The sequence below is a fragment of the Sphingomonas faeni genome, assembly GCF_003053745.1.
GTDB classification, from domain to species: Bacteria; Pseudomonadota; Alphaproteobacteria; order Sphingomonadales; family Sphingomonadaceae; genus Sphingomonas; species Sphingomonas faeni.
Genome location: NZ_QAYE01000016.1, coordinates 1 through 25,324 on the forward strand (window position 1 = coordinate 1; position 25,324 = coordinate 25,324).

The 25,324-nt window shown below is 64.9% G+C and carries 27 protein-coding genes; 11 read left to right on the plus strand and 16 right to left on the minus strand.

Going from position 1 to position 25,324, the window contains the following annotated elements:
* The 11 genes from C8J25_RS20980 to C8J25_RS19055 all read right to left on the minus strand — a co-directional run.
* Positions 1 to 240 (minus strand): hypothetical protein (locus C8J25_RS20980; RefSeq protein WP_208622646.1); only part of this gene is annotated, 240 nt, incomplete at its 3' end.
* A 7-nt stretch (positions 241 to 247) separates the two neighbouring features.
* A complete protein-coding gene (locus tag C8J25_RS19010; RefSeq protein ID WP_107955923.1) occupies positions 248 to 943 on the minus strand; it encodes a YoaK family protein in 696 nt (231 codons plus the stop codon).
* Between the two features lie 45 nt (positions 944 to 988).
* Positions 989 to 2,335 carry an alginate export family protein gene (locus C8J25_RS19015; protein WP_107955924.1) on the minus strand — a complete coding sequence of 449 codons (1,347 nt, stop codon included), beginning with the start codon at positions 2,333 to 2,335 and terminating at the stop codon, positions 989 to 991.
* Entirely contained in the window at positions 2,328 to 2,756 is a 429-nt protein-coding gene (locus tag C8J25_RS19020) for a DoxX family protein (RefSeq protein WP_107955925.1), read from the minus strand. Before C8J25_RS19020 ends, C8J25_RS19015 begins: the two co-directional genes overlap by 8 nt.
* A complete protein-coding gene (locus C8J25_RS19025; protein ID WP_107955926.1) occupies positions 2,753 to 3,652 on the minus strand; it encodes a VOC family protein in 900 nt (299 codons plus the stop codon). The genes C8J25_RS19020 and C8J25_RS19025 overlap by 4 nt, the downstream gene beginning before the upstream one ends.
* 20 nt (positions 3,653 to 3,672) lie before the next feature.
* On the minus strand, positions 3,673 to 5,517 hold the full coding sequence (locus C8J25_RS19030) for an amidohydrolase (RefSeq protein ID WP_107955927.1): 1,845 nt from the start codon (positions 5,515 to 5,517) through the stop codon (positions 3,673 to 3,675).
* 90 nt (positions 5,518 to 5,607) lie between these two features.
* The gene (locus C8J25_RS19035) at positions 5,608 to 5,859 is read right to left on the minus strand and encodes a XapX domain-containing protein (RefSeq protein WP_107955928.1); all 252 of its coding nucleotides are present in this window, start codon (positions 5,857 to 5,859) and stop codon (positions 5,608 to 5,610) included.
* 3 nt (positions 5,860 to 5,862) lie between these two features.
* Complete coding sequence (locus C8J25_RS19040) at positions 5,863 to 6,522, minus strand: hydrolase (RefSeq protein WP_107955929.1); 660 nt, start codon at positions 6,520 to 6,522, stop codon at positions 5,863 to 5,865.
* Between the two features lie 26 nt (positions 6,523 to 6,548).
* On the minus strand, positions 6,549 to 7,109 hold the full coding sequence (locus C8J25_RS19045) for a helix-turn-helix domain-containing protein (RefSeq protein WP_107955948.1): 561 nt from the start codon (positions 7,107 to 7,109) through the stop codon (positions 6,549 to 6,551).
* A 113-nt stretch (positions 7,110 to 7,222) separates the two neighbouring features.
* Entirely contained in the window at positions 7,223 to 7,825 is a 603-nt protein-coding gene (locus C8J25_RS19050; RefSeq protein ID WP_107955930.1) for a response regulator, read from the minus strand.
* Between the two features lie 104 nt (positions 7,826 to 7,929).
* Positions 7,930 to 8,523: a M17 family peptidase N-terminal domain-containing protein gene (locus tag C8J25_RS19055; RefSeq protein WP_167397774.1), complete on the minus strand. Its 594-nt coding sequence runs from the start codon at positions 8,521 to 8,523 to the stop codon at positions 7,930 to 7,932.
* 226 nt (positions 8,524 to 8,749) lie between these two features.
* Between C8J25_RS19055 and C8J25_RS19060 the strand changes: the two genes are divergently transcribed.
* Entirely contained in the window at positions 8,750 to 11,761 is a 3,012-nt protein-coding gene (locus C8J25_RS19060) for a sensor histidine kinase (RefSeq protein WP_244187224.1), read from the plus strand.
* A 46-nt stretch (positions 11,762 to 11,807) separates the two neighbouring features.
* Here the strand turns inward: C8J25_RS19060 and C8J25_RS19065 are convergent, their stop codons facing one another.
* Both C8J25_RS19065 and C8J25_RS19070 read right to left on the minus strand, forming a co-directional pair.
* Complete coding sequence (locus C8J25_RS19065) at positions 11,808 to 12,650, minus strand: alpha/beta fold hydrolase (RefSeq protein ID WP_167397775.1); 843 nt, start codon at positions 12,648 to 12,650, stop codon at positions 11,808 to 11,810.
* Positions 12,651 to 12,805: 155 nt separating this feature from the next.
* The gene (locus C8J25_RS19070) at positions 12,806 to 13,603 is read right to left on the minus strand and encodes an alpha/beta fold hydrolase (RefSeq protein ID WP_107955933.1); all 798 of its coding nucleotides are present in this window, start codon (positions 13,601 to 13,603) and stop codon (positions 12,806 to 12,808) included.
* A 185-nt stretch (positions 13,604 to 13,788) separates the two neighbouring features.
* Between C8J25_RS19070 and C8J25_RS19075 the strand changes: the two genes are divergently transcribed.
* On the plus strand, positions 13,789 to 14,385 hold the full coding sequence (locus tag C8J25_RS19075) for a TMEM175 family protein (RefSeq protein ID WP_244187225.1): 597 nt from the start codon (positions 13,789 to 13,791) through the stop codon (positions 14,383 to 14,385).
* 9 nt (positions 14,386 to 14,394) lie between these two features.
* On the opposite strand, the gene C8J25_RS19080 is transcribed toward C8J25_RS19075, so the two are convergent.
* Complete coding sequence (locus C8J25_RS19080; RefSeq protein ID WP_107955935.1) at positions 14,395 to 15,306, minus strand: LysR family transcriptional regulator; 912 nt, start codon at positions 15,304 to 15,306, stop codon at positions 14,395 to 14,397.
* 113 nt (positions 15,307 to 15,419) lie between these two features.
* On the opposite strand from C8J25_RS19080, the gene C8J25_RS19085 reads away from it, so the two are divergent.
* Positions 15,420 to 16,196 carry an SDR family NAD(P)-dependent oxidoreductase gene (locus C8J25_RS19085; RefSeq protein WP_107955936.1) on the plus strand — a complete coding sequence of 259 codons (777 nt, stop codon included), beginning with the start codon at positions 15,420 to 15,422 and terminating at the stop codon, positions 16,194 to 16,196.
* A 163-nt stretch (positions 16,197 to 16,359) separates the two neighbouring features.
* On the opposite strand, the gene C8J25_RS19090 is transcribed toward C8J25_RS19085, so the two are convergent.
* Complete coding sequence (locus C8J25_RS19090; RefSeq protein ID WP_107955937.1) at positions 16,360 to 16,956, minus strand: TetR/AcrR family transcriptional regulator; 597 nt, start codon at positions 16,954 to 16,956, stop codon at positions 16,360 to 16,362.
* A 114-nt stretch (positions 16,957 to 17,070) separates the two neighbouring features.
* Between C8J25_RS19090 and C8J25_RS19095 the strand changes: the two genes are divergently transcribed.
* The 3 genes from C8J25_RS19095 to C8J25_RS19105 all read left to right on the plus strand — a co-directional run bounded on the left by C8J25_RS19095 (position 17,071) and on the right by C8J25_RS19105 (position 20,964).
* Positions 17,071 to 18,285 carry an MFS transporter gene (locus tag C8J25_RS19095; protein WP_107955938.1) on the plus strand — a complete coding sequence of 405 codons (1,215 nt, stop codon included), beginning with the start codon at positions 17,071 to 17,073 and terminating at the stop codon, positions 18,283 to 18,285.
* A gap of 506 nt (positions 18,286 to 18,791) precedes the next feature.
* Positions 18,792 to 19,796, plus strand: a complete 1,005-nt coding sequence (locus C8J25_RS19100; protein WP_107955939.1) for a nucleoid-associated protein — start codon at positions 18,792 to 18,794, stop codon at positions 19,794 to 19,796.
* On the plus strand, positions 19,789 to 20,964 hold the full coding sequence (locus C8J25_RS19105) for a hypothetical protein (protein WP_107955940.1): 1,176 nt from the start codon (positions 19,789 to 19,791) through the stop codon (positions 20,962 to 20,964). Before C8J25_RS19100 ends, C8J25_RS19105 begins: the two co-directional genes overlap by 8 nt.
* Before the next feature lie 9 nt (positions 20,965 to 20,973).
* Here C8J25_RS19105 and C8J25_RS19110 read toward each other — a convergent pair whose 3' ends face one another.
* Positions 20,974 to 21,216, minus strand: coding sequence for a hypothetical protein (locus tag C8J25_RS19110; RefSeq protein ID WP_146173411.1), 243 nt, complete (start codon positions 21,214 to 21,216; stop codon positions 20,974 to 20,976).
* A 95-nt stretch (positions 21,217 to 21,311) separates the two neighbouring features.
* Between C8J25_RS19110 and C8J25_RS20465 the strand changes: the two genes are divergently transcribed.
* The 5 genes from C8J25_RS20465 (at position 21,312) to C8J25_RS19130 (ending at position 25,295) form a co-directional block, all read left to right on the plus strand.
* Complete coding sequence (locus C8J25_RS20465; RefSeq protein WP_146173412.1) at positions 21,312 to 21,728, plus strand: hypothetical protein; 417 nt, start codon at positions 21,312 to 21,314, stop codon at positions 21,726 to 21,728.
* Between the two features lie 307 nt (positions 21,729 to 22,035).
* On the plus strand, positions 22,036 to 23,448 hold the full coding sequence (gene pdxR / locus C8J25_RS19115) for a MocR-like pyridoxine biosynthesis transcription factor PdxR (RefSeq protein ID WP_244187227.1): 1,413 nt from the start codon (positions 22,036 to 22,038) through the stop codon (positions 23,446 to 23,448).
* A 124-nt stretch (positions 23,449 to 23,572) separates the two neighbouring features.
* A complete protein-coding gene (locus tag C8J25_RS19120; RefSeq protein ID WP_107955943.1) occupies positions 23,573 to 24,316 on the plus strand; it encodes an SDR family oxidoreductase in 744 nt (247 codons plus the stop codon).
* Positions 24,313 to 24,714: a hypothetical protein gene (locus C8J25_RS19125; protein ID WP_244187228.1), complete on the plus strand. Its 402-nt coding sequence runs from the start codon at positions 24,313 to 24,315 to the stop codon at positions 24,712 to 24,714. Before C8J25_RS19120 ends, C8J25_RS19125 begins: the two co-directional genes overlap by 4 nt.
* On the plus strand, positions 24,711 to 25,295 hold the full coding sequence (locus tag C8J25_RS19130; protein WP_107955945.1) for a glutathione S-transferase C-terminal domain-containing protein: 585 nt from the start codon (positions 24,711 to 24,713) through the stop codon (positions 25,293 to 25,295). Before C8J25_RS19125 ends, C8J25_RS19130 begins: the two co-directional genes overlap by 4 nt.
* Positions 25,296 to 25,324: the final 29 nt, after the last annotated feature.

Sequence of the window (25,324 nt, forward strand, 5' to 3'; positions counted from 1 at the left end):
GAGCCGCACTAACAGGTCGGACACATGGCCGCACCAACCAGCATTGCAACGCGACTGTTCAAGCTTGCCAACGGAGGGCCGTCCACACATGGGTCTAATCAAGGCCAATGTGATCTGGGGGCGTGATGTATAAACCTCGTCGCCATTTGCATTCGTAATGCGCGTGCGAGATTGGCACTGCTCGAACGCGTCCAGCAGTGAAGCGCCTATCACACCATTTGCAAAATGCTGCTTCGACATAACGTCATCAGGTCGAAGATACTGCTTCCAGACGATAGGCGAAGGCCAGCGTTCCGAACAACACAACGGCCCCGGCGAGGGCGAGTGGCGCGTAGAGGCCGACATGCACTAGCAGTCCCGCGCCCAGCGCCGCGCCAGCAAAGATCGCGATGACGGCGCCCACGCGTCGCCTCGAGTTCGTGCCCGTTCCACCGGCGGCGCGTGAGTCTGCGCTGAGCCCCGTCAGCGTCAAGGTGAGCACCGTCGTCGTAAGATCCGCCACCTTGAGTTGCCGGATCGTGGCGTTGCGATAGCCCATCGCGATGCCTGTGAGGCCGATGATCAGGTAGAGCCGCGCCTCAGGCGATTGGGTGGCCACGTCGAACCCCAACGCCGATATCGCGGCGGCCCAGAGCAGCGCCGTTTCCACGACGGCCGATGTCAGGAGCCAGCGTCGTTCCGATCCTCCTGCATGGACCTTGCCGGTCCGTCCCCCGACGAGCGCGCCGATCATGAAGCTCGCCAGCGCTGCTACGAAGGGGAGTATCTTGAACCCCGGCGCGCCCGATGCCGCGAAGCCCAGGAACACGATGTTCCCGGTCATGTTGGCTGTGAAGACCTTGCCGAGACCGAGCACGCTGGCCGCGTCGACGAGGCCCGTCGTGACGGAAAGCAGGAGTAACAGCGGTACGCGGGGGTCGGTGGGTGTAGCGGTGATGACCATGTCGATCTCCAGGATCAGTGTTCGTGCGAGGAAGAGGCGGTGTGGTCAGAACCGGAAATTGCTCTCGAGACCGAGCATGCCGATCGTGCGGCCAGAGCCCGTGTCGTCGAGGAAGCGCCCGGCGTCGAAGGCGGACACCGATGTCGAGAGTTCGAGTTCTGGCGTCGCCTGCCAGGCCAGCGTCGCCTCGATCTCCTTGCCAATGAAGCGTGCCGTGGAGGTGCCCGGCGCGCGCAGGAGATTGCCGGGAACGTCGTAGACGCCGTCGGCACGCGCGTATCGCCAGTAGACCATGCCGCTGATGCTGGCGGAAACGCCCGGCGTTACGGTCATCGCCACACGCGGGTTCACGCTCACGATGTTCGACGGGCCCACCGGCGACAGTTCGCCGAAATATTTGCCTTTTGGAAACAGGGCATTGAACGTGCCGAGCGTGTGGTCACCGCGGCGGCGGTCACCGCTGACGATGTTGAACCGCATGACGGCATCCGGCACAAATGGGGCGTTGGAGAAGGTCCGTCCGACTTCGGTGCCGAGCGTCCATGCGCCGATCCGACTGCCGGCGAAGCGCCCGAACTGCGCGACGCCCTCGACGTTCCAGTGCCAGTCGCCGGCGGTTCCGAACGATCGCGCGCCGATGCTGTGACGCAGTTCGCGCCCGTTGCGTCCGCCGAACGCGGCGCGGGCATTGCGGTAACCGAGATAATAGATGTCGAGACCGGGAAACGTGGCGTACGCGCCCCAGAGCGACTTGCTGCGGGAGCGCGTGTCGTCGAACGACTTCGGACCCGGCTGTACCGGACGCACCGCCAGCAAGCTGACGGTTGCCGGCCCGATCCGGACGATGCCGCGCGCACCGTCGAAAGCCAGCGGGACGTTGGGGCCGTAGCGGGTGCCGACGAGGCGCTCGGTGCCGAGCGAGAGCATCTGCCGGCCAACGCGCACCGTCCCCGGGCCAATGTCGATATCCGCAAAGCCCTGGAGCAGGTCCGCACGCGTCTGATCGACGGGGCCAGCGGAGGGCGCGACGCCTGCCGCATAGGCGATGATCGGCTGGACGAACGCGCGTGCTTTTCCGACATGCAGGTCAGCGTAGGGCACGACGCGCGCCCAGAGGTATCCGTCGTCGGGCGCATCCGCATCGCCCCACAAGTTATCGTGGTACTTCTCGTTGCGCAGGCGGAGCTCGACTCCGGTGGTGAGATAGGCGTCCGTCGTAATCGGAATGTATTTGAACGGGCCCGTCCAATGGTCCTTCCGTTCGGCTGGATCTCCGAGCGTCGTCCAATCCTCGTCGTAGCGCGTGACGGTCAAGGTCGGCGGCTGCCACGCCTCGGTCTGCGCTGCCGCGGGGGCGGCCGACGCCAAGCCCAGCAGCAAGACCCTACGCACGTCTTGCTTCGATCTCCGCGACCACGGCCGCGAGGACGAACCCGCCGATGAGGCCGAGATGCTCGAAGAAAGCGTTGGCGGCCATGAAACGCTCCTGACCGGCGGGCATCGCCCAGAACGCGTTGGCCGTGATGGCGGCGAACAGCGTGAAGATGCCGAGTATGCCGGCGCCGAGCCAGACGAGCCGACCGGACAGGATCAGCAGCGGGCCGACGATCTCGACCACGATCGTCAGCGCCGCCCACAGGGCGGGCGGGGACATGCCGAAATGCGTCTGCTCGGCAACCGCGGCGGTCCAATCGCTCGCCTTGACGATCCCGCCGAGGAGATAGGCGCCAACGAGGGCGAGGCGGGCGAGGAAGCCGGTCCAGCGCCAGTCGAGAATGGCTCCGACGAAACGCGGCGTGCGCGCCGCGGTCATCGTGCGATCGGTGAATGGATCTCGGCGATGTAGCCGCCGGGGAAGCGAACGATCGCGGACTGCCGGTCGTTTTCGGTATGTGGCTCGACCAGCGTTTCGACGCCGACCGCTTTCGCCTTGGCCAGCGTGGCTTGAAGGCTGCCCACCTCATAGCCAGTCACGTCGCGGCCATAGGGCCAGGGGAGCTGGTTGTCGGATACCATCACGGTCGTCTTGCCGTAGCCGGATGCGACGCGGATACGGCGATAGCGTGTGCCGGGCCGGCCGATGTCGCTGCCATCCGCCGCCTTGTCGTCGGCAACGACTTTGCCGTGCGCGAAGCCGGCCCAGCTCTTCACGAAGGCGTCCGCGGCGGCGGGCGTGAGGTAGACGCGGTTCTCGGGCACGGTGGTCAGCGCGGGATAGTTCGGCTTGGCGGTGTGCCAGTAGATCTGCATCCCGACTCCGCCCGGCCATTGGACGACCGCATCGCGGCCGATCGGATCGGGGAAGGTCGTTATGGTGCGGGTCGCGCCGTGCCTGACGGCGGCCGCGACAGCCGCATCGATGTCGGTGACGAGATAGCCGTTGCGCTCGCTGCCGAACGGGAACGGGATCGGCGTGGTGAAGCCGAAAACCGAGATCGATCCGGCGGGCGTGAGGACGAGTTGCGAGAAGGTCTTGCTGGTCGTCGGCGTGACCTGGAACGCGCCTTTCTTCGTGGCTGTCCCGCCGAACGTCGCGGTCAGGCTGGCGACGAAGCGGTCGAAGTCCTCCGGCGCGACGTAGACATGGGTCGTGTCGTATTGCGGCCCCACCGCATAGTCGGCGGTCGCCGGAGCCCCGCGGGCAAAGCCGGGCGCGGATGATGACATGCCAAGCAAGGCTATGGCGATGAGCAGGTTCGTTCGCGTCATTCTCAGTCTCCTCATCATGATCAGACCGCCCAGCAGCCGCAGCCGAACGAACCCCAGAAGCTCTGCACGTCGGCAACCGGAACCTCGCGGCCGAGCGCGGCGGCATGGTCGTGGCCGTGTACCGAGCAGCCGCTCGCGCATCCGCACGCGGCGGCAAGTTTCGCCGAGGCTTCGGGCGTGCGGTGGTACCCGCCGAAGGTTGCAACCGGCGACCAGTCGGGCATCGGTTTGGGCAGCGTCGGCGCTAGTGGTGCGTAGTCGCCTTCGCCGAACACCACCTTGCCGCCGAGCAGCGTCAGGACGGACCGCAGGTGTGGGACGTCTGTCTCGGGAACGGTCAGGTAATCGCCCGACAGCACGGCGAGGTCGGCGAGTTGCCCGACCTTGATCCGGCCCTTCTTGCCGACCTCGTTCGAAAACCAGGTGTTCTCGTGCGTCCACATCGCCAGCGCCTTCTCGCGGCTGACGCGGTTGGCCCCGGGGTAGAGGCCCAGCCCGCCGACGGTCCTGCCGGTCACCAGCCAGTTGAGCGACACCCAGGGGTTGTAGCTGGCCACCCGCGTCGCGTCGGTGCCGGCGCCGACATGGATCCCGGCGGCGAGCATCTTCGCGATTGGCGGCGTGCGTTCGGCGGCCTTGGCGCCGTAGCGTTCGACGAAATACTCGCCCTGATACGCCATGCGGTGCTGGACCGCGATGCCACCGCCGAGTGCTGCGATCCGGTCGATGTTGCGGTCGGTAATCGTCTCGGCATGGTCGAAGAACCAGTTGATTCCGTCGAACGGAATGTCCTTCGCCACCTTCTCGTACACGTCTAGCGCGCGGCCGATCGTCTGGTCGTAGGTCGCGTGCAGGCGCCACGGCCATTTATGTTCGGCCAGGAGCCGGATGACAGGCTCGAGATCGCCCTCCATGCTCGGCGGCATGTCGGGGCGCTCGACGCGGAAATCTTCGAAGTCGGCGGCGGAATAGACCAGCATTTCGCCGGCGCCGTTGTGCCGGTACGTGTCGTCGCCTTGGCCCGGCGTGACCTGCTTCACCCAGCCCTGGAAGTCGGCGAGTTCCTCCTTCGGCTTCTGCGTGAAGAGGTTGTAGCTGATGCGCAGCGTCAACTGGTCGTCGGCGTGCAGCTTCTCGATGATCGCATAGTCGTCGGGATAGTTCTGGAAGCCGCCCCCGGCATCGATGACCCCGGTGACGCCGAGCGAGTTCATTTCGCGCATGAAGTGGCGGGTGGAGTTGAGCCGATACTCCGGCGGGAGCTTCGGTCCCTTGGCGAGCGTCGAATAGAGGATCGTCGCATTGGGCTGCGCGAGCAGCAGCCCGGTCGGGTTGCCCGCCGCATCGCGGACGATCTCGCCGCCCGGCGGGTTGGGCGTGGCCTTGCCATAGCCGACCACGCGCAAGGCTGCGGCGTTGAGGAGCGCGCGGTCGTAGAGGTGGAGGATGAACACCGGCGTATCGGGCGCGACGGCGTTCAGTTCGGCGATCGTCGGCAGGCGCTTCTCGGCGAACTGGTGCTCGGTGAAGCCGCCGACGACACGTACCCATTGCGGGGCGGGGGTGTTGTCGACCTGCCGCTTGAGCATCGCCATCGCGTCGGCAAGGGTCGGTACGCCGTCCCAGCGCAGTTCGAGGTTATAGTTCAGCCCGCCGCGGATGATGTGCATGTGGCTGTCGATCAGGCCGGGGATGACGCGTCGCCCACCCGCGTCGATCACGGTCGCGTCTGGAGCCGCCGCGCGCACCTCCTGCTCGGAGCCGACCGCGAGGAACTTGCCGTCGCGGATCGCGATCGCCTGCGCCTCGGGGTTCTCGCGGTCGAGGGTCGTCACCTTCGCGTTGACGAGGATCAGGTCGGACATAGTCGGTCTCCGGTTTCCGGCAAGCAGCGGGGCGAGCGTCCCGCTGCCCCGCCGAGGATGGTCGTGCGGCGGTCAAAGATCACGGAGCGATCACGCCGCGTCGTCGTGGTGATGGCCGGGCAGCATCCCGAACACATGGTCGGTACACGCTGCCCGGATCGCGGCGGCCTTCTCGCGGCTCGCCCACAGGCTTTTCGCGAGCGGCACCGCCTGCTCGCCGAGCAATATCCCGGCGAGCCCGATCAGCGCGATCGTCGGCGGGGCCGGCGACCGGACCTTCAGCAGCGCATAGATCACCCCGACGAACAGGCCGGCGGCGAGCGAGATCAGGTACGGCCGCACCGATCAGTGCCCGCCTTCGGACGCGCCGAACATCGTCTTGGCGTAGGTGATGCCGAGCCCGTAGGCACCGGCGTACTTCCGCGCGACGCCGGTGACCGCGTCGTAGGTTTCGGTCCGCGCCCAGTCGCGCTGCAACTCGAGCAGATACTGCACCGACGTCATCGGCACCGCGCCCAGCTGGATCATCCGCTGCACCGCGCGCTCATGCGCCTCGACCGAGACGTCGCCGCACGCGTCGCTGATGAAATACGCTTCGAAGCCCTGGTCGATCGCCGACGCCACCGGCCCGACGATGCAGACGCCCGTCCACAACCCCGCAAACACGATCCGGGTCTTGCCGATGCGGTTGACCTCATCGATCACCGCGGCGTCTTCCCAGGTGTTCATGGAAGTGCGGTCGAGCAACGGCTCGCCGGGGAACGCGTCGGTGATCTCGCTGAACATCGGCCCCGAAAAGCTGTCGACCGCGACCGTCGTCAGGATCGTCGGCACGTCGAACACCGCCGCGGCATGGCTGATGAGGGCAGCATTGTTGCGCAGCAATTCGGTCGCGATCGACTTGGTGGCAAACGCCATCTGCGACTGGAAATCGATCATTACCAGCGTGTGATCGGTCGGCGAAATCAAGGACGCGCCGGGCGTGGCGGTGGCAGTAATGGTCATGATAGTCTCCCGTTGGAAAAGGTCGGTCAGCGCGCCTGCCAGGTGCGGCGCCAGATCAGCGGGGTCGCACCGACCACGCGGCGGAACAGCCGGGTCAGGTGCGCCTGGTCGGTGAGCCCGCAGGCGTAGGCGATGTGGCTGAGCGTATCGTCGGTCTGCAGCATTAGCGCCTGCGCGCGGCGGACGCGCTGGCGGATCAGGAAGGCGTGCGGCGTCTCGCCCGTCGTCACCTTGAACGCACGGCAGAAATGCCCGGTACTGAGTCGCGCAACCTCGGCGAGTGCGTCGACCCCGATCGTCGCGCCGAGATACGCATCGATATGTTGGACAACGTTGCGCAATTGCCACGCCGCGAGCCCGCCCTTGACCGGCTTGGCCTTCGCAGGCGGGCCGCTGGCGGGTGCGGCATCGTCGGCGAACCCATTCCCAACATCGTCGGCGAACATCGCCGCGAGCCGCTCCAGATAATGCCGCGCGACCTGCGGATTGTGATCGAGCGTGCTGACCGCATTCGCGACCAGGCTGGCGGCAACGGACGGTGCGAACGCGTGGGGAAGGGCCATCGCCGTTGGGGCAGTGTGCAGCATCGTCTGTTCCTCGCAACCTGTGCGCAGGACCATAACGGACGTGTATCGATCGGCTGCGCCCCGGCCGGGGTGGCTATCGCCCCCTCTTTAGTGGGGCGCGGTACAGCCCTGGATCAGAGTTCGATGATGCCGCGCTTGGCCGCGATCGTCACCGCGTGCGTGCGATCCGACGCGCCGAGTTTCGCGAAGATCAGCTTCATATGGCCCTTCACAGTTTCCTCGGAGACGGCGAGCTTCGCGGCGATCTGCTTGTTCGAATTGCCCGACGCGGCCAGCGACAGCACGCCGATCTCGCGCTCGGTCAGCGCATCCTCGATCACGTGGAAGGCGATGCTCGACGCCACCTGCGCGTTCAGATGCTTGCCGCCGGCATGTACCGAGCGGATCGTATCGAGCAGTTCCTTGCGCAGCGTGTTCTTGAGCAGATAGCCGGCCGCGCCCGCGCGCAGCGCGCGCAACGCCTGCGCATCGCCCGAATAGGTGGTCAGCACGACGATCCGCGCGTGCGGCCAGTTGCTCCGCATCGCCGCGATCGTATCGACGCCGCCGATCCCCGGCATCTGGAGATCCATTAAGACGATGTCGGGGAGGTGCGTCGGGTAGAGCGCCAGCGCCTGTTCGCCGGACTCCGCCTCTGCGACCACCGCCAGATCCTCCTGCGTTTCGATCACCGCCTTTACCCCTTCGCGAAGGAAGGGATGATCGTCGACGATCATGATCCGGATCCGGGGGGAGGGCGGCAATGCGGGCTCTCGGGTTGGCGGGTAGGAGAGTGGCGACCCTGCGCTGCGACCGGCGGAGATGGCAAGCGGCCGCTGCGTCAAGGCGCGGCGAGCCGGTCGAAGCTGGCCCGAAAGACTTCGACTACCGTCTCGAACCGCCCCGCGCCGACGCAGAACACCCAGCGTGACAGCATCCGGGCGGGGGCGTCGGACAGTGCGTCGAACAGCCCGGCAAGCATCGCGTCGGGCGTGCCTGCCAATCCGTCCGGATCGAGGCCGCTGTCGAGCAGGCTCGGCGCGAACGCCGCCGAGGTCGCCTCAATGCGGATCGTTTCTCGCGCCGCGGTCGACACCGCCTGCCTTATCGTCTCGGGCGTCCATACTGCAGGATCGCCGAGCCCGATGGCCAGCACGGTGGTCGCGTGGATCGGTCGTGCGGGGGCCGACAAGGTCAGCACGTCGCCCGTTTCTGCGCGAAAAATGCCGTCGGCGCGCAACCGGGTGATCGCGCCGCCCAGGGCCGTGTCGAGATTGCCCAGTCCGCCGCCCGGGCGCGTCCGGCCGATCTCGTGCGCGAAGACGCCTGCGCTGGCGACCATCACCTCGACGCTAACCGCATCGCGCGGTGCTACGTCGATGCGGACACCGCGCCACACGCCGATCGTCGCCGCGTCGTCGGTCCGACCGTCCATCGGCGGCATCCTGTTCTCCCGTCGATCCGGTGCGGACCTATGCCATTGATATCACGCGGTCGGCGCGGAATCGTGGACAGAGCTGACCCGATTTGGACAATCGTGACATTTGCGCCCACTCGTTTCGGTCAGCGGCGTTGGCAAGTATCGCATGAAGTGATTCAATGCGATCGAGCCTTGCATTTGTTCGTTCCGAAAGCGCAACGTCGGTCATCATCAGCACTGCTTGGGTATCGTCCGCTTGATCGCGCATAACAGCCTTCTACGCTTCGAGCGCGGCAGAGCGCTTGCCCGCGACCTGTCGCGCGTCCTGTTCGGTATCCTGTGCTGCTTCCTGAGTGTCAGCAGCGCGTCCGCACGCGATCCGGCACGGAGTATCGCTCAGATGCGCCATTCGCGCTGGACGCTGGGCGATGGTGCCCCGGGCAACATCCGTGCGATCGTTCAGGGACGCGATGGCTATCTGTGGCTCGGGACCGCAACGGGGCTCTATCGGTTCGACGGCGTGGTCTTCGAACGCTTCGTGCCCGTCGATCAGGATCGCTATCGCTCGCCGCAGGTCACCGCACTGCTTGCCGCGCGCAACGGCGACATCTGGGTAGGGTACGACTTTGGCGGCATATCCGTCGTTCGCGGCGGCCTGTTGACGGATGCGAACCCCTGGGCACCGAACGGCGGCGTGAACAGCATCGTCGAGGGGCAGGACGGCGCAATCTGGGTTGCGGGAGATTCGATGGGGAAGCTGGTTCTCAGTCGGCTGTTGGCGGGCAAATGGACGGCGTTCGGCGCCGGGCGCGGTGTCCCCGACAGCGAGACGGGCGATATCCTGAGTACGCCGGGAGGCATCTACCTGTCGCTCATGCCGCGGATGCTTCGCCTCAAACCGGGGAGCAATCGCTTCGAGGAGACCGGCATTGCGATCAAGGGGCCGACTTCGCTCGCGCAGGACCGGAACGGGGTGGTTTGGCGGCGCACCGGGACGCAGATCATGCCGATCGATCGCACCGCGCGCGCGTATCGGACCGGCACAGCCACCACGCCCTATGTCGTCGAGCGCATGATCTTCGACCATGACGGCAATCTTTGGATCGCAGGTCAGGATTCGGGGTTGGGCCGACTGTCCGCGGCGGCGTTTCAACCCCCTTCGGCATCCGACCGGGTCGAGTTGTTCACCGAGAAACAGGGCCTGACCGCCACCTTGACGATGGCGCTTCTGGACGATCGCGAGGGCAATATCTGGGTCGGGACGGAATCGGGACTCGACCGGTTCTCGCCTAGCAACATCGCTCAGCCTGCGCAGACCGAGGCAATCGTATCCGGCTTCGTTGGCAGCGTGTCCTCGCACAATCTTTTCGTCGCCGGCCTCTCGGGCGTTTACCGCATCGGCCGATCCGGGGTCCCCGCACTCGTCTTTGCGCAACCCGACATCGGCGTGTTGTGTGGCGACGATCGCCGACTGCTTGTCATCGGCATGTCAGGCAAATACCTGCTCGATCTCAATCCCGCGGGTAGTGTCGCCAAGGTGACGCCGGTTCTCGGGCCGCTGTCGATCACCTGCACGATGGATGACGCGGGCGCCTTCTGGGCCGGCTTCGAACAGCTGTACCGCCTGGTTGGACGCCGGTTGCAGCCGGTCGCCAAGCCAGGCGGTACTCCCGCTGGATCGATCCACCGCGTACGGTCGGATGGGGCGGGGGGCGTCCTGTTCGGACGGATCGGGCAAGGGGTGTCCCGCCTGCACGACGGTATCGAAACGCTGCTGTGGCGCAGCAAGGGTCAGGTGACCGGCAGGACCGCGACATGGATGCCAAGCGATCACGGACTGCTCATAGTCGGTGATCAGGGGCTCGCGCGTTATGACGGAAAGCGTCTCCAGTCGCTGCGTGACCGGACCTATCCGTTTCTCGCTGGACTGACCGGATTGCTCCAGACGGCGGACGGATCGACCTGGACGATCGGCGCGGACGGCATCGTACGAATGCGGACTTCCTCTATCGAGGCCGCGTTCGCGCATCCCGGAATCCCGATCCCGCACGAGAGATTCGGGTATCAGGAAGATTTTCGCGCCCGCTTGAACATGGTCGAGGCGAATGACATCGCGCAGGACGCCACGGGGCGGCTGTGGTTCGCGACCAACAAAGGGCTGGCGATGATCGACCCGAGCCATCTGGCGCGAAACCGGTTGCCGCCGACCGTCAAGATCCGCTCGCTCGATACCGGTGAAGCGGCACAAACCCCCGGCACACTGCCGATCGCGCTTCCGGCGGGCACCAATCATGTCCGGATCGCCTACACTGCGCTCAGTCTCACCAATGCGACCGCGAACCGCTTCCGCTATCGGATCGAGGGTATCGACCGCGACTGGATCGACGCCGGTGATGCGCGCGAGGCGCTGTATACCAACCTCGGTCCGGGCAAATACCGGTTCCAGGTCATCGCCGCCAACAACGACGGCGTCTGGAACCGCGAGGGCACGGCGCTGACGTTCACGATCGCGCCGCGGTTCTACCAGACCTATGCGTTCACGGCACTCTGCATCGCGGCCGTGCTGCTCGTGATATGGCTGCTCTATCGCCGCCGCGTCCGCGGGATCGCCGACCGTACGCGTGGCCGCTTCGAGGTCCAGCTGGCGGAGCGCGAACGGATTGCCCGCGAACTCCACGATACGTTGCTGCAAGGCTTCCAGGGGCTGATGCTGCGCTTTCAGTCGGTGGTCGAACTGCTGCCACCCGGCGACCGTGCGCGCACCAGCCTCGAAACCGCGCTGGAGAGCGCCGATGACGTGCTGCTCGACGGCCGCGAACGGGTTCGGTCGCTACGCGAGACGATGGAGCCGGTCGCTTTGCCCGCGTTGCTCGCCGCGATCGCCGAGGATGTCGTGCCGCTGCCGCTTACCTGGAACTTAGCGGTGGAGGGCACCCAGTACCCGGTCTGCGCGCCCGTCGCGGACGAGATCGCGCAGATCGTCCGCGAAGCGCTCGCCAACGCGGTGCGGCATGCGGGTGCGAACCGGCTGGTCGTCGCGATCCGATCAACCTCCGACAAGCTCGTCGTCAGCGTGTCGGACGACGGTATCGGCCTTCCGCCCGACGTTCGCGAGGCGGGGCATCGACCCGGCCATTACGGCCTGATCGGAATGCGTGAGCGCGCCGTCGCAATGGGCGGGACGCTGGCGATGCACGCCGAAACCGGCACCGAGATCAAAGTGACGATCCCGGCGCGCATCGCCTATCGCTGAGCGAGAGGGCGACGACCGCCACCCTCCCGCCAGAGTCATCCTGCGATCACCCCTTCACGAATGCGAGCAGGTCCGGATTGATGACGTCGGCGTGCGTCGTCAGCATGCCGTGCGGATAGCCCTTGTAGATCTTCAGCGTGCCGTTCTTCAGCAGCTTGGCTTGCAGCACCGCGGCGTTTTCGTACGGCACGATCTGGTCGTCGTCACCCTGCAGGACGAGCGTCGGCACGGTGATCGCCTTCAAATCCGGGGTCTGGTCGGTCTCGGAGAACGCCTTGATCCCGTCGTAATGCGCGAGCGCACCGCCCATCATGCCCTGGCGCCACCAATTGTCGACCACACCCTGCGAGAGCTTTTCGGTCGGGCGATTGAAGCCGTAGAAAGGCCCGGAGGCGAGATCGAGGTAGAATTGCGCGCGGTTGTCGGCGAGCGCCTTGCGCAGGCCATCGAACACCGACATCGGCAGGCCGCCCGGATTGCTCGCGGTCTTGAGCATCATCGGCGGCACCGCGCTGACCAGCACCATCTTGGCGACGCGACCCTGTGGCTGGCCGAATTTCGCGACATAGCGCGCGACTTCGCCGCCGCCGGTCGAGTGGCCGATATGCACCGCATTCCGGAGGTCGAGATGCTCGGCGACCGCAGAGGCATCGGCGGCGTAATGGTCCATGTCGTTGCCGGTATCGGCCTGCGACGATCGGCCATGCCCGCGACGATCATGCGCGACGACGCGGTAGCCCTCGGCGAGGAAATACAGCATCTGCGTGTCCCAGTCGTCCGACGACAGCGGCCAGCCATGATGGAACACGATCGGCTGCGCGGCCTTCGCACCCCAGTCTTTGTAGAAGATGTCGACGCCGTCCTTGGTCTTGATGAATCCGCTGCTCATTCTCGGTACTCCGTCTGGGTTGGGAAGGGGGGAGGCGAACGCGGCGGTCGGCAGCAAGCTCGCCGCCGCCGCGGCGGTTGCGACGCCGATGACGACGGCTCGCCGGGAGATTTCGCGCATCATGTCTGGCATCGGAATGTCCTGATTGTTTCCGTCTACGGCATTGCGCCTATCGCGCGGTGGCGGCCTCTGCGATGAGCCGCGACCGCCTTCGGATTGGACGTCATCACGACATGCGAGGCGCCGGCGACGACAACGGTCTTCCTCGACCCTGCGCGCTTCGCCATGAAGGCCTGTACGGCGGGCGGGATGTTCAGGTCGGCGCTGCCATAGATGAACCATGACGGGATCGTCTTCCACGACGGTGTCACCGCCTTCTCGTTCAGCGCCGCCTCGGCGACCGGGCGCTGCGTCGCGGCCATCAGCGCCGCCTGCGCAGCGGGCACGTCGGCAGCGAACTGGTACGCGAACTTGTCGCGCTGGATGTAGAGATCCTTGGTCCCGTCGGGCAGCGCGACCGGCGGCGCCAGCGCGGTGCCCAAGGTGGCGCCGAGAAACTTGCCGGTCAGCGCGGTCGCGCTCTCGCCGGTATCCGGCGCAAACGCCGCGACATAGACCAGCGCCTTGATGTTGCCCGCGTGCGCCGCTGCTTCGGTGATGACGGGCCCGCCACAGGAATGCCCGACCAGCACCACCGGCGTCGTCACCGCGTTGACCACACCCGCGACCGACGCGGCATCGCTCGTCACGCCGCGCAACGGGTTCGACGCGGCGATCACCGTATAGCCGTCCGCGCGCAGCCGCTCGATCACCCCGTTCCACGACCCGGACTCCGCAAACGCGCCGTGCACGAGCACGATCGTCGGTCGGGGCTTCTGCTGCTGGGCGTCGGCGCTGGCCAGCGGGGCGAGGATCGTCGTGACCGTCGCAAGACAAGCGATCCAGATTTTCATGTGCGTAGCTCCCAAAAAGCAGGCGTCCGCTCGTCGATGCGCGCAGATCCAGCACCATTATTGTCGAACCGAAACGAAATTTGCGGATAACCGACATATTCCGCCGCGGGTGACGGCCGCCGCCGGGACGTGCGACCATCGCCCTGCTACGCTGCCCCGACAATCATCAGCGGCACGGAGCGAGTATGAGCGGACGTCGAATGGGGCCGGGGCGGCTCGAGGCTTTCACCGACGGGGTCGTCGCGATCATCATCACCATCATGGTGCTGGAACTGAAGGTGCCGGAGACCGGCGATCTCCACGGCTTGGCTGGAAGCGCCCCCGTCCTGCTCGCCTATCTGCTGAGCTTCGTGAACGTCGGGCTCTACTGGAACAATCACCACCACATGTTCCACGCGGTCGATCGGATCGACGGGCGGGTGTTGTGGGCGAACCTGTGCCTGCTGTTCTGGCTGAGCCTGGTGCCGTTCGTGATCCGCTGGCTCGACGAGAGCCAGTTCGCGGCCGGCGCCACCGCCGCCTACGGGATCGTCCTCGGGCTGGCTGCGATCGGCTATACGCTGACCGAGCGCGCGATCATCGCCTGCAACGGAAAGACCTCCGCCGTCGCCCGCGCGATCGGCTCGGACTGGAAGGGTTGGGGGAGCATCGCGCTCTATACGCTGGCGGTGCCGCTGGCGTTCGTCAGCCGCTGGATCGCGATCGGGCTTTACGTCGCGGTCATCGGCCTCTGGTTGATCCCCGACCGGCGGATCAGCCGGGTGCTCGACGCAGCCCGCTGATGCGCTGGCTCAGCCGCCTGAGGCCTGTACGAACGCGCGCAGGCGGGGAACCGCGAAATCGAGGAAGGCGCGCACCCGGCGTGGCAGTTCGCGCGCGCCGACCGACAGCGCGTGGACGCTTTCCTTGTCCCCCGCAGAAGGGCCGGGCAACACTGCGACCAGTCGTCCTTCGGCCAGGTCGTCGCGGACGTGGAAGTCGGCCAGCCGCGCCAGACCGACGCCGGCAACCGCCATGCGCCGGACCGTTTCGCCGTTGTTGGCGATCAGCGATCCCCTGACGGCGCGCTCGACGATCCGTCCCCCGTCCGCGATCGGCCACGACGTGATCGTCCGGCGGAAGTTGAAGCCCAAACAGTCGTGGTCGGCAAGATCCGCGAAATCGACCGGAACGCCGCGGCGTGCGAGATAGTCCGGCGATGCGACGATGACGCGGCGTGCGGTCCCGAGCTTGTGCGTGGTCAACGAAGAGTCGGGCAGGATGCCGATGCGAAACGCGATGTCGGTCCGGTCGAGATAGAGGTCGACGATATCGTCCGACAGCGAGAGATCGACGACGATATTGGGATAGATCTGCCAGAACGCAGGCAGCAACGGCTCGATCGCGAGCGTACCGAACCCGACCGAGGCCGTGATTCGCACCGTGCCGCCGGGGCTCGCGGCGCCTTGCATCAACTGGCTGTCGAGGTCGTCCAGGTCCGCCAGCAGCATCTGGGCGCGCTCGTAATAAAGCTGACCCTCGGCGGTCAGCGATAGCCGCCGCGTCGATCGCTCAATCAGTCGCACCCCGATCCGCGCTTCGATCCGCGCGATCAGCTTGCTTACCGTTGACGGCGTCATCAGCAACGCCCGCGCAGCCTCGGAAAAGCTGCCGGTGTCCACCACCCGCAGGAAGACCTGCATCTCGCCCGCGCGGTTATCCATCGGCCACCTGTGAAATTGCTTCATGGGTAAAGCGCCAAGCCGCGCGATTATCAAGCGCAGGTACCGGTCCTACCTGGAGTTTGACGGACATTGAACCAATTGAGGACATTCGCATGGACCTGAAACTTCGCGGCAAGAGCGCCCTCATCACCGGATCGACCGCTGGTATCGGACTTGAGATCGCGCGCCAGCTCGCCGCCGAGGGCGCAGACGTCATCATCTGCGGTCGAGACCAGGCCAAGCTCGATGCCGCCGCCGCCGATAACGGTGCAGCGCGCGCCATTCTCGCGGATGCGGCGACGGCCGAGGGCGCAGCGGTCCTCCTCGCGGCAGCGCCGGCGGTCGACATCCTCGTGAACAACCTCGGCATCTACGAATCCAAACCATTCGCCGACATCACCGACGACGACTGGCGTCGCTTCTTCGAGGTCAACGTGTTGTCCGGCGCGCGTCTCGCACGGGCTTATTTCCCCGGCATGCTGGCGCGCGACTGGGGACGGATCATCTTCATCTCGAGCGAATCCGCCGTGCTGATCCCACCCGACATGATCCACTACGGTATGACCAAGACCGCCCAGCTCGCCATTTCGCGCGGCCTCGCGGCGCTGACCAAAGGCACCAATGTCACGGTCAATACGGTGATGCCGGGCACCACGCGGTCCGAGGGTATCGTGAGCTTCCTCAAGAGCGTGGCAAGCGATGCCTCGCAATCGGATGCCGAGATCGAACGCGAATTCTTCAGCCGGGACCGACCGACCTCGCTGATCCAGCGGATGATCGAGCCGGAAGAGGTCGCCAGCATGGTCGCCTATATCGCAAGCCCGCTGGCTGCGGCAACCAACGGTGCCGCGTTGCGCGTCGATGGCGGGATCACGCCAACGATCGTGTAGTGAAGACCTAACCCATCGAACTTGGTTCCGCGCGCATCGGAGCGGTTTCTTGTTTGCAGAATATGAACGAATGGCACAAGTTGGCGCTGGCTAAGTAAGTGCGAACGTCCGGGTTTGGGTCACAGGTCCCCAGCTGGGAAAGCCGGCCCAAGCAGAAACCTGTTCACTCCTCAAGAGCTGAGCGACAAAGTAGAGCCTCGGCTGCCGTGTCGGCGACGGCAAGCAGTCTTGGCTGGTCCCATCCCTCTCGCGCTGCAGCCGATAGGCCGAGCATTGTCGTAGCAACGTAATCTGCGACACGTCCGGAAGCTTTAATTTCCGCATCGTCCAAAAATTGCGCCACCCTACTGCGATTTTCTCCCGCAATTTGTTTGGCTGCGATGCCCCAATCCGTTGTGCCCGCTTTTGCGTGTTCAAGGATCAGGCAACCACGCCGCTGCGGACTAGTGGTATAAGCGTGCGCTGCAGCTCGCAGCATGTCGCCAAGCGCCGCCATCGGCGCTGCACCTGGCGTGAGAAAGCGATCCAGCGGCACAACGGTAGCTGAGTAGAGCCGAAGCGTCTCTTTGAAGAACGCGGCTTTGCTGCCGAACGCTGCATAAAAGCTCGGCGGGGTAATCCCGATCGCCTCGGTCAGCGCCGCCACGCTGACGTTTTCATAGCCATGCTCGTGAAACAGGTGCTGCCCGGCTTCGACCGCAGCTCCAAGCGCGAATCCCCGGGGCCGCCCCCGTGGCCGCTTATTTTCGTTAATGGTCATTACACAACCGCTTGCCTGTGTCAGTCATATTTGTATAGCGGCCATTCATAGAAATGACCATGCCTCAGGTTCGTCACGGCGCAGAGGTGGTATCAACGATGCACAAGGACAGTTATGCCTTCATCCTCCAACAAACGCCGCGTTAAAGCGAGCGTAGCTCCACGCTCCAAACTCCCGACCGCGGCCCTTGCTGGTCTCGCCGCCAGCGGCTTTCTGTGCATCGTGACCGAAACGCTTCCTGCTGGCCTACTCCCGCAGATCGCATCCGGCCTGCAGATCTCCGAGGCGATCGCGGGACAACTCGTTGCCGTCTATGCGCTGGGGTCCTTGCTGGCAGCGATCCCGCTCACGAGCCTGACCCAGGGGCTTCGAAGAAGACCGGTACTACTTACCACCATCATCTGCTTCGTTGTCGGCAACACGCTGACCGCTTGGGCCGGATCTATCACGGTCGTACTGGTCGCGCGGTTCGTCGCCGGGTGCGCGGCGGGTCTCGCCTGGGGAATCCTTGCGGGTTACGCGCGCAGCATCGTGCGTGCCGATCAGACCGGCCCGGCAATGGCCCTCGCCATGGTCGGCGTGCCGCTGGCGCTTTCACTGGGTGTTCCCATAGGCACCTTCCTGGGCGGTTTGGTTGGGTGGCGCGGATCGTTCCTGATCCTCTCGGCACTGAGTGTCGTGCTGATCGGCTGGATTATCTTTAAGGTGCCGGATGCCGCCGGGCGGACGGGTGACGATCGTCCTTCTCTGCGCCGCGTCGTCGCGACACCGGGTATCATACCGATCCTGCTCGTCATCCTTGCCTGGATGACAGGCCACAACACCCTCTACACTTACATCGCGCCGTTCGCGACCGCCGCGTCCGTGCGGGTCGATCTCGTCCTGCTGGCGTTCGGCATCAGCTCGCTCGTCGGCATCTGGATCGTCGGGCGACTAGTCGATCGGATGCTGCGCATGCTGGTATTGCTCGCGATCGGATCGTTTGCGGCCGTTGCAGTTCTTCTGACGTTTGCCGGTGGGCAAGGCCTTGCCGTCTATGCGGCAGCCATAGTTTGGGGCCTTGGCTTCGGTGGTGCCGGGGCGATGATGCAGACGGCGTCGGCGGACGCAGCGGGGGACGGCGTAGATCTGGCGCAGGCGATGGTGACCACGGCCTGGAACCTAGCGATCGCGGTCGGCGGGGCGCTGGGCGGGGTGCTCCTCACGACGGGAGGGACCACGCTGCTGCCGCCCGCTGTCGTCGCGCTGACCCTGATCGCCTTCCTCATCGCGCTGGCCGCACGCCGTTTCGCCTTTCCACCGGGTCACCGCTCAACATCGGCCAGCTAACCCTAAAATGCTCTCAGACTACCGTCCCCATTGAGAAAACCGGCCGGACATCGAGTTGTTATTGGTTCAGCACTCCTCCGCTACCAACATGAATGGACGGCAGAAGTTGGGAGGCGGTAAAGGCGCCGCGAATGTCCGAGATTGGGTCGATCAACCTCAATAGCGGAAGCCGCTTCGGGAATAGCGGAATGGCCACTTTCGGCACCCCTTGGGCGGAAGCTGCCGTTTGTTCAGGCCTGGCCCGACGGCAGCAAGGCGCCCCATAACGGTTGCGCGAGCCTACCATCCATCCAATTCCGCACAGTCCGGTAGGTCGTGCCCAATCAGCAGGCGACCGGCGTGTGTCAGCGCTCGCCGTAGAGCACCCGCCCGGCCACGATGAGACAATAAACCCCCGTTGTTGCCTCATGGCCATTTGAAGCCGTTGCGCTCAGCAACGCAAAGTTGCTACTGTGTTCTGCCAAACTGGTCTCTGCTGAGCGAGACATCGTGCGGAGGGAACGGGCTTGAACGAGATTGTCGCGTTAGCCGTTCACGACCTCGAGCGGAAGGATGGCATCTACCAGATCAAGGCGGCGACGAAGACACTGCCGGTCACTGATACCACGCAGCGTGTGGTCGACGAACTAAACAACCTCTACAACCGGCGGGCGTCGAAGAGCTACGGCAAGTTCACGGCTAGCGAGGGCTATCCCACGCAGGAGCAGATCCGAGACTACATCGGCGATCCGGAGAAGGATTTTCTTCGGCTGACGACGCGGATGATGGAGACGCTCCGTCAGCAGGCGCAGGCGCGCACGGCGTCGACCGGCGGCCACGTTCTTTTCGAGCACTTCCGGCGCGACCAGAAGGACTTCCTCCTCGTCGCAATCGTATCAGACAAGCTGAGCGCGATCCTGAAGGCGCAGGACGAGATGGAGGACGTGAAGCATCTTGACCTCGAGGGCTTCCGGTTCGCCGGCCGCATCAACCTGACCGCTTGGGCCGCGGGTGCCGAGCGTTACATCAGCTTCCTCAAGGGGAAAGGCGACGTGTCCGAATACTTTCGCCTGTTCCTCGGCTGCGACTCCGTCGTAGAGGCACGGGTGGACACGTCCAACCTGGTTACGGCGCTCAAGGATTTCGTTACTGCCGAGAAGATGTCGGAGAAGGACGGCAACGAGTTCCTCGCTCGCGCCAAGGCCATCTGCGAGCGGTCGTCGAACAAGCGCGAGGAGCTCGAATTCGAGGCGTTGGCGAACGAACTGCTGCCGAACAATCCGAAGCGCCTTACCGACCATCTTGGGGACACCGACCGCGCACTGAGCGACCGGTTCGTGCCGGACAAGCGCTCGCTGGCCTCGCTCGTGCGCTTCAAGGGCGGGACCAAGCAATGGAAGGTGGAGTTCGACCGCGACGCGGTGAGCAGCCGCGCGGTGATCTACGATCCGGAGGCAAACACCATCACCCTGACGGGACTGCCTGACGACCTTATCTCGCAGTTGCAGGCCGAAGGCCTGGGTCATGGCTGAGATCGGCTTCGCCGACCTCATCGTGATCTACCGCAATACCGTCTTCGACGGCGCCGGTGGTGGCGTCCTGCACGTGGCGAGCAACGCCGTGGCGGAAGCGATCCGAACGATCGAAGCCGATGATGCGCTCTACGATCTCACACAGATCGCGCTCGTCGCCCCGGGAGCGGTCACGGTCGGGGATCACGTCGCGATCACAATCAGGGCGCCCAATCACAGACTCGGATTGCTCGTTCGCGATCTCGATGCGCTCTTCAACGCGCCCGATGCGTCGTGGAACGAGCCTCCGGCCTACTATGTAATCGACGAGCATTTTGCCCGAGGCGACGCCGCCGTTCCGGTCGCGCTTGCCAGATACAGATCGCTGTTGACCGTTACCGCAGTGCTTCGTGAAGCTGCCAACTACGTCAGCGACCTGCAGCGTGAATTGGTCTTCATCGACGACGAGAAGACGGTCGTGCCGGTCATCTTCTCGTCTGCCGATCTGTCGGAGGGCTTGGTCGAAAATGCCGCCAGACTGAGCCGCATCTTCGGCGAACCGCTGCACGGCGACGAGAAGACAGAGCTGGTGTCGGCCGCCGTAATCCAGTCGGTTCGCAGCCTGCGGCGTGCGGAACGGTTCCGCCATTTGATCAGCCACCTCGACCAGCTCTGTGACGAGGTGGAGAAAGGCTACAGGCTCTTCGTCTCCAGCTTCTCGTATTCCAAGATACGCAAGGAGATCGAGACGGCAAGCCTCGAGTACGTCGGCAAGATCCATAAGACTCTCGTCGATATACAGGGTCAGCTGCTCGGCATCCCCGTGGCCACCATCGTCGTCGCATCCCAGCTTAAGACCCCGGAGAGATGCGGCCTCGCCTTCTGGGCGAACGCGGGCGTGGTGCTGGGAGCCTGGATCTTTGTTGGACTGCTATGGCTGGCGATCCGCAACCAGCAGCACACGCTCACTGCCATCGAGAAGGAGATAAACGGTCAGAATTCGCGACTGGAGCGCGACTATGCAGCCGTCCGAGACGACTTCGTCGGCGTTTTCGATGATCTGGGCGGGCGGATCACCTGGCACAGACGGGTGCTTTGGTTCGTCCTGATCCTGGCGCTAAGCGGAGCGGCCGGAGCCACTTACGTATGGTTAAGGTTGACCCCGTCCGCCTACACGGCGTGCCTGTGAGGCCGAGCCTCAGGCGGTGACCGCCTCGATCGCCGCGGCGAACTCCGTAGCCGTCCGAAAGACTTTCCCGTCGTCGGTGAGCAGCCTGGCCACGATTGCCGCGTCCTGCCGTTCCGCGTCACGGAAGTCCGGTAGTCCACCAGGCAGCATACTGCCCACCGCGCGCTTGCTCTTCCTCGTGAAGACGTTGCCTTCCGCAGCGTGCATCGCGATCGTCGTGCGGGCGTAGAGAAAGAGGCGGTTCTTCGGCATCCACAGCTCGATGAGGAGCGTAAGCGATCCCCTCAACTGGCAGGAACTAGTGGTTAGGCCCATGCGCTCCGAGCGGCACCACTAAGGAAACAGCGATGGATGAGTTTGCGCGCATGATGAGTATGGAGGGTGTGCGTCCTCTTGATACCCCAAAGGAAACATCCCGGCGGGTGGTCAAACAGCCATCTCCAGTTTCGAGCCAACCGTTAGTAACTACGCCAGAATTGGGGGCGGGCGGTTATGCATGGGTTACAGGAAAACGTGCGCGCACTGCGCTCGAGACGGCGTTGGAACGCTTGGCCAGCGAGATCCGCAGCGGACGGCGCGGCTGGGCAACCGGCATTCTTCAGGATGGCAGGACAGTCACATTGCCTGCTTCGTCAGGAGCGGCGTCACTGCTTGGCACCGCAGATCGCCAATCGTTACGCCTAATGATTGTCGGCGGCGACGGCTGGACCTTCGTAATGCATCCGATGATGGGTGTCGCTACGCTCGATAACGATCCTGCCTAGCCCGATGAACAAGCGTCAGGAAAGGGAACGCAGGTCGAGCGGCTTGAACGTCGCGAACTAGGTTGTCCTGACTGAGGGGCGGCGGTCCGCGTTCGCCTGGTCAATGCCGGCACTCATCGCGTTCCGTTTAATCCAGGGGCACCAACCAGCATTGCAACGCGACTGTTCAAGCTTGCCAACGGAGGGCCGTCCACACATGGGTCTCGCTCCCTCCGTTAGGCAATGGTCTTGGCACCGGATGTTGCACTCGTCGCCAGATTCATCGGAACGCATTCGTCATGGGACACTAACGCTGTACCGTAAGAGCATGGCTTCCCATGCGCACTTCATCATCAAGCCGGACCGTAGGGCGACAATGTCGCTCTCTCATCAGGTGTGCGACAACATCCGAACGGCGATCGACGACGGGCGGCTGGAGATTGGCGCGCGCCTGCCATCAGTCCGCGATCTGGCAAGCCAGCTGGGTGTAGCTCGAGGAACCGTGCAGGCTGCCTACGATGCGCTGGTGTCTGAATTGCTGCTGAGCACCGCCGGTTCGGGCGGCACCCGCGTGATCGCCAAGCCTCCCCGCCATGCTTCCACGCCGAGCGAGCCGATCGTCCGGCCGCTCTCGACGATGCTGCGCGGCTTTTCGCTAACGGCGTTGCCCTTTCAGACCGGCGTGCCGGCGCAGGATGCGTTTCCGACAAAGCTCTGGGCCAGCCTGCTCGGACGCGCGGTCCGCGATGATGCGATGACGCCGACGACTTATCCCGATCCGCGCGGGCACCCCGCACTGCGCGCGCAGATTGCCGCCTACCTGGCGATCGCGCGAGGTCTCCGTTGCGTGCCCGACCAAGTCATCGTCACTGTATGCTATCGCGGTGGGCTCGCGCTGGCGTTGCAGGTGCTGGGCGCATCGGGGCAGCGCGCCTGGATGGAGGAGCCGGGCTACCCCATAACCCGCATGGGACTGGAGATGGCGCGCGTCGGCCCGGTCGCCGTGCCCGTTGACGGGGAGGGGATCGACGTTGCTGCAGGAATAGCGCTCGCGCCCGACGCTAGAGTTGCGATCGTCACGCCAGGGCAGCATTCCCCGTTGGGCGCGACCATGAGCCATGCCCGGCGACGGACGTTGCTGGACTGGGCCGAGGCGGCCGACGGTTGGATCATCGAGGATGACTATCTGGGGGAGCTCCAACTTGGCGCGCGCGCCGCGCCGGCGCTGGCAAGCGGCGATACCGCGGGGCGCGTGATCCATGTGGGCAGCTTCAGCAAGACGTTGAAGCCCGGGGTCGGAATCGGCTTCGTCGTTGCGCCCATGGCGCTCGCCACGCGCTTCGGGCAAGCGGCGGCAACCTTGGGGCCGAGCTTCTTCGCGCCGTCGCAGCTTGCGATCGCTCAGCTGCTCGCCGAGGGTCATTACCTGCGTCACCTGCGCAATATGAAGCGGCTCTATGCCGAACGGCTTTCCGCGCTGCACCGTGCGCTCGAGGCGAATTATCCGCTCGAGACCGTCGCCGGCCCGATCGCACTCCTGAGATTGCCACAGGGGATCGACGATATGGCGCTGGCGCGGCGCGCGCCCGAACTCGGGATCGCGCCGTCGCCGCTGTCGCCTTGGTATCAGGATCCCGAGCGCCGTATGCCGGGGTTGTTGCTGAGCGCAACGAACCTTCGCCCGAACAGGGTCGACGAGGCGGTCGCTGCCTTACGACGACTGCTGGCCAACCGAGTATGATGATCTTGGCCTAGTCGCTTTCGCGGTTCTTGGCTCTACGAGCCTGGGCCAAGGCCCTGCTACCTCCCGTCCTACAGTGAGCCCATGCCGATCCGGCGGGCCGCTTTGCAAAAGGTATCGGGACATGAAGATCGTCGTTATCGGGGGCTCTGGCCTCATCGGTTCGAAGCTCGTTTCGCGTTTGGAGACAGCGGGACACGAGGCCGTCGCCGCGTCGCCGAACAGCGGCGTGAACACGCTGACGGGGGAGGGCCTCGCCGCGGCGCTGGCCGGGGCGGACGTGGTCGTCGATGTCGCGAACTCGCCATCGTTCGAGGATGCCGCGGTGCTCGCGTTCTTCGAAACCTCGAGCCGCAACGTCCTTGCTGCCGAAGCGGGCGCGGGCGTCCGGCACCATGTCGCGCTGTCGGTCGTCGGGACTGAGCGCCTTGCCGACAGCGGCTATATGCGCGCGAAGGTCGCGCAAGAGACGCTGATCCGCGCGTCGGGCATGCCCTATACGATCCTGCATTCGACGCAGTTCTTCGAATTCCTCGGCGGCATCGCGCATTCGGCCGCAGCGGGCGAAGCGATTCACTTGTCGACCGCCTTGTTCCAGCCGATTGCGGCCAATGACGTCGCGGATGCGCTTGCCGCGATCGTCGTCGCACCGCCTGCGAACGGGACGATCGAGGTGGCGGGCCCGACGGCTTTCCGGATGGATGCGCTAGTGCGTCGCTATCTCGAGGCGACCGGTGACGCGCGCGGCGTAGTGGGGGAGGCCGACGCGCTCTATTTTGGTGCGAAGATCGACGACATCTCGCTCATGCCCGCGGCCGGAGCGCATATGGGCGCGACTGACTACGACACATGGTTCGCAGGCCGGTGAGCCGTGTCGTCCTGGGCATCGCGATCCTGCTGGGAGTGAGCGCGGTCGCAAACGGCGTCTTCATGCTCGCATCGCCCGTGAGCTGGTATTTCGCGGTTCCCGGCGTCACCACGACCGGACCATTCAACCAGCATTTTGTACGCGACATCGGGTTGACCTTCCTCGGCGTCGGCACGGCGTTCCTGTTGGGTGCAGCACGTCCGATCCATCGTTCGGTTTCCTGGGGGGCGGCCGCGATCTGGCTCTCGGGGCATGCGCTCTTCCACGTCTGGGAAGTGGCAGTCGGGATCTGTGGTCCGTCCGCGCTGCTTCGCGATTTTCCTGCCGTGACGCTGCCCGCTGTGTTGGCAATCGCGATCACCGTCCATGCCGTGTCTCACAAGGAATCTGTTCGATGAAGCTCTATTACAGCCCGCTCGCTTGCAGCCTGGCCGACCACATCGCGCTTCGAGAGGCGGGGATGGCGTTTGAAGCCGAACGCGTCGATTTGCGCACGTTCCGCACGGCTGGCGGCGAAGACTTCGCACGGATCAATCCGAAGAAATACGTGCCGGCGCTCATTCTCGACGACGGCACGATGATCACCGAGAATCTAGCGGTTCTCGACTGGATCGCTGGCGAGACGCCTGCGTTGCAGATCGGCGGCGCGATGGGGCGGACGCGGGTCATCGAGGCGCTGACATATATCACGACCGAGATCCACCGGGCGTACAAGCCGATGTGGCATGCCGGTAGCGCTGCCGACAAAGCGAGGGCAGGCAATACGGTGCTCCGCCTGATGCAACCTCTTTCCGATGGCTCGCAAGGCGACTACCTGTTCGGGGCCACGCCGAGCGTCGCCGACTTCTACCTGTTCGTCATGCTGCTCTGGGCGGATCGGTTTGCGCTAGATCTGCCATTACCGCTACTCGGCTTGCGGGAGCGCATGAAGGCGCGGCCCGCCGTCCAGGCGGCCATGGCCGCGGAGGGGATAGGTTGATCCGACCGTCACCACTTAGCGATAGCTGA

Excerpts from the sequence above, each read along its gene's own strand:
- C8J25_RS19045 (WP_107955948.1), bottom strand. The coding sequence starts at position 7,109 with ATGCTGCACACTGCCCCAACGGCGATGGCCCTTCCCCACGCGTTCGCA.
- C8J25_RS19120 (WP_107955943.1), top strand. The coding sequence starts at position 23,573 with ATGAAGATCGTCGTTATCGGGGGCTCTGGCCTCATCGGTTCGAAGCTC.
- C8J25_RS19040 (WP_107955929.1), bottom strand. The coding sequence starts at position 6,522 with ATGACCATTACTGCCACCGCCACGCCCGGCGCGTCCTTGATTTCGCCG.
- C8J25_RS19105 (WP_107955940.1), top strand. The coding sequence starts at position 19,789 with ATGGCTGAGATCGGCTTCGCCGACCTCATCGTGATCTACCGCAATACC.
- C8J25_RS19090 (WP_107955937.1), bottom strand. The coding sequence starts at position 16,956 with ATGACCATTAACGAAAATAAGCGGCCACGGGGGCGGCCCCGGGGATTC.
- C8J25_RS19030 (WP_107955927.1), bottom strand. The coding sequence starts at position 5,517 with ATGTCCGACCTGATCCTCGTCAACGCGAAGGTGACGACCCTCGACCGC.
- C8J25_RS19025 (WP_107955926.1), bottom strand. The coding sequence starts at position 3,652 with ATGACGCGAACGAACCTGCTCATCGCCATAGCCTTGCTTGGCATGTCA.
- C8J25_RS19075 (WP_244187225.1), top strand. The coding sequence starts at position 13,789 with ATGAGCGGACGTCGAATGGGGCCGGGGCGGCTCGAGGCTTTCACCGAC.
- C8J25_RS19065 (WP_167397775.1), bottom strand. The coding sequence starts at position 12,650 with ATGAGCAGCGGATTCATCAAGACCAAGGACGGCGTCGACATCTTCTAC.
- C8J25_RS19055 (WP_167397774.1), bottom strand. The coding sequence starts at position 8,523 with ATGGACGGTCGGACCGACGACGCGGCGACGATCGGCGTGTGGCGCGGT.
- C8J25_RS19095 (WP_107955938.1), top strand. The coding sequence starts at position 17,071 with ATGCCTTCATCCTCCAACAAACGCCGCGTTAAAGCGAGCGTAGCTCCA.
- C8J25_RS20465 (WP_146173412.1), top strand. The coding sequence starts at position 21,312 with ATGGATGAGTTTGCGCGCATGATGAGTATGGAGGGTGTGCGTCCTCTT.
- C8J25_RS19020 (WP_107955925.1), bottom strand. The coding sequence starts at position 2,756 with ATGACCGCGGCGCGCACGCCGCGTTTCGTCGGAGCCATTCTCGACTGG.
- C8J25_RS19080 (WP_107955935.1), bottom strand. The coding sequence starts at position 15,306 with ATGGATAACCGCGCGGGCGAGATGCAGGTCTTCCTGCGGGTGGTGGAC.
- C8J25_RS19110 (WP_146173411.1), bottom strand. The coding sequence starts at position 21,216 with ATGCCGAAGAACCGCCTCTTTCTCTACGCCCGCACGACGATCGCGATG.
- C8J25_RS19085 (WP_107955936.1), top strand. The coding sequence starts at position 15,420 with ATGGACCTGAAACTTCGCGGCAAGAGCGCCCTCATCACCGGATCGACC.
- C8J25_RS19050 (WP_107955930.1), bottom strand. The coding sequence starts at position 7,825 with ATGATCGTCGACGATCATCCCTTCCTTCGCGAAGGGGTAAAGGCGGTG.
- C8J25_RS19130 (WP_107955945.1), top strand. The coding sequence starts at position 24,711 with ATGAAGCTCTATTACAGCCCGCTCGCTTGCAGCCTGGCCGACCACATC.
- C8J25_RS19010 (WP_107955923.1), bottom strand. The coding sequence starts at position 943 with ATGGTCATCACCGCTACACCCACCGACCCCCGCGTACCGCTGTTACTC.
- pdxR (WP_244187227.1), top strand. The coding sequence starts at position 22,036 with ATGGCTTCCCATGCGCACTTCATCATCAAGCCGGACCGTAGGGCGACA.
- C8J25_RS19070 (WP_107955933.1), bottom strand. The coding sequence starts at position 13,603 with ATGAAAATCTGGATCGCTTGTCTTGCGACGGTCACGACGATCCTCGCC.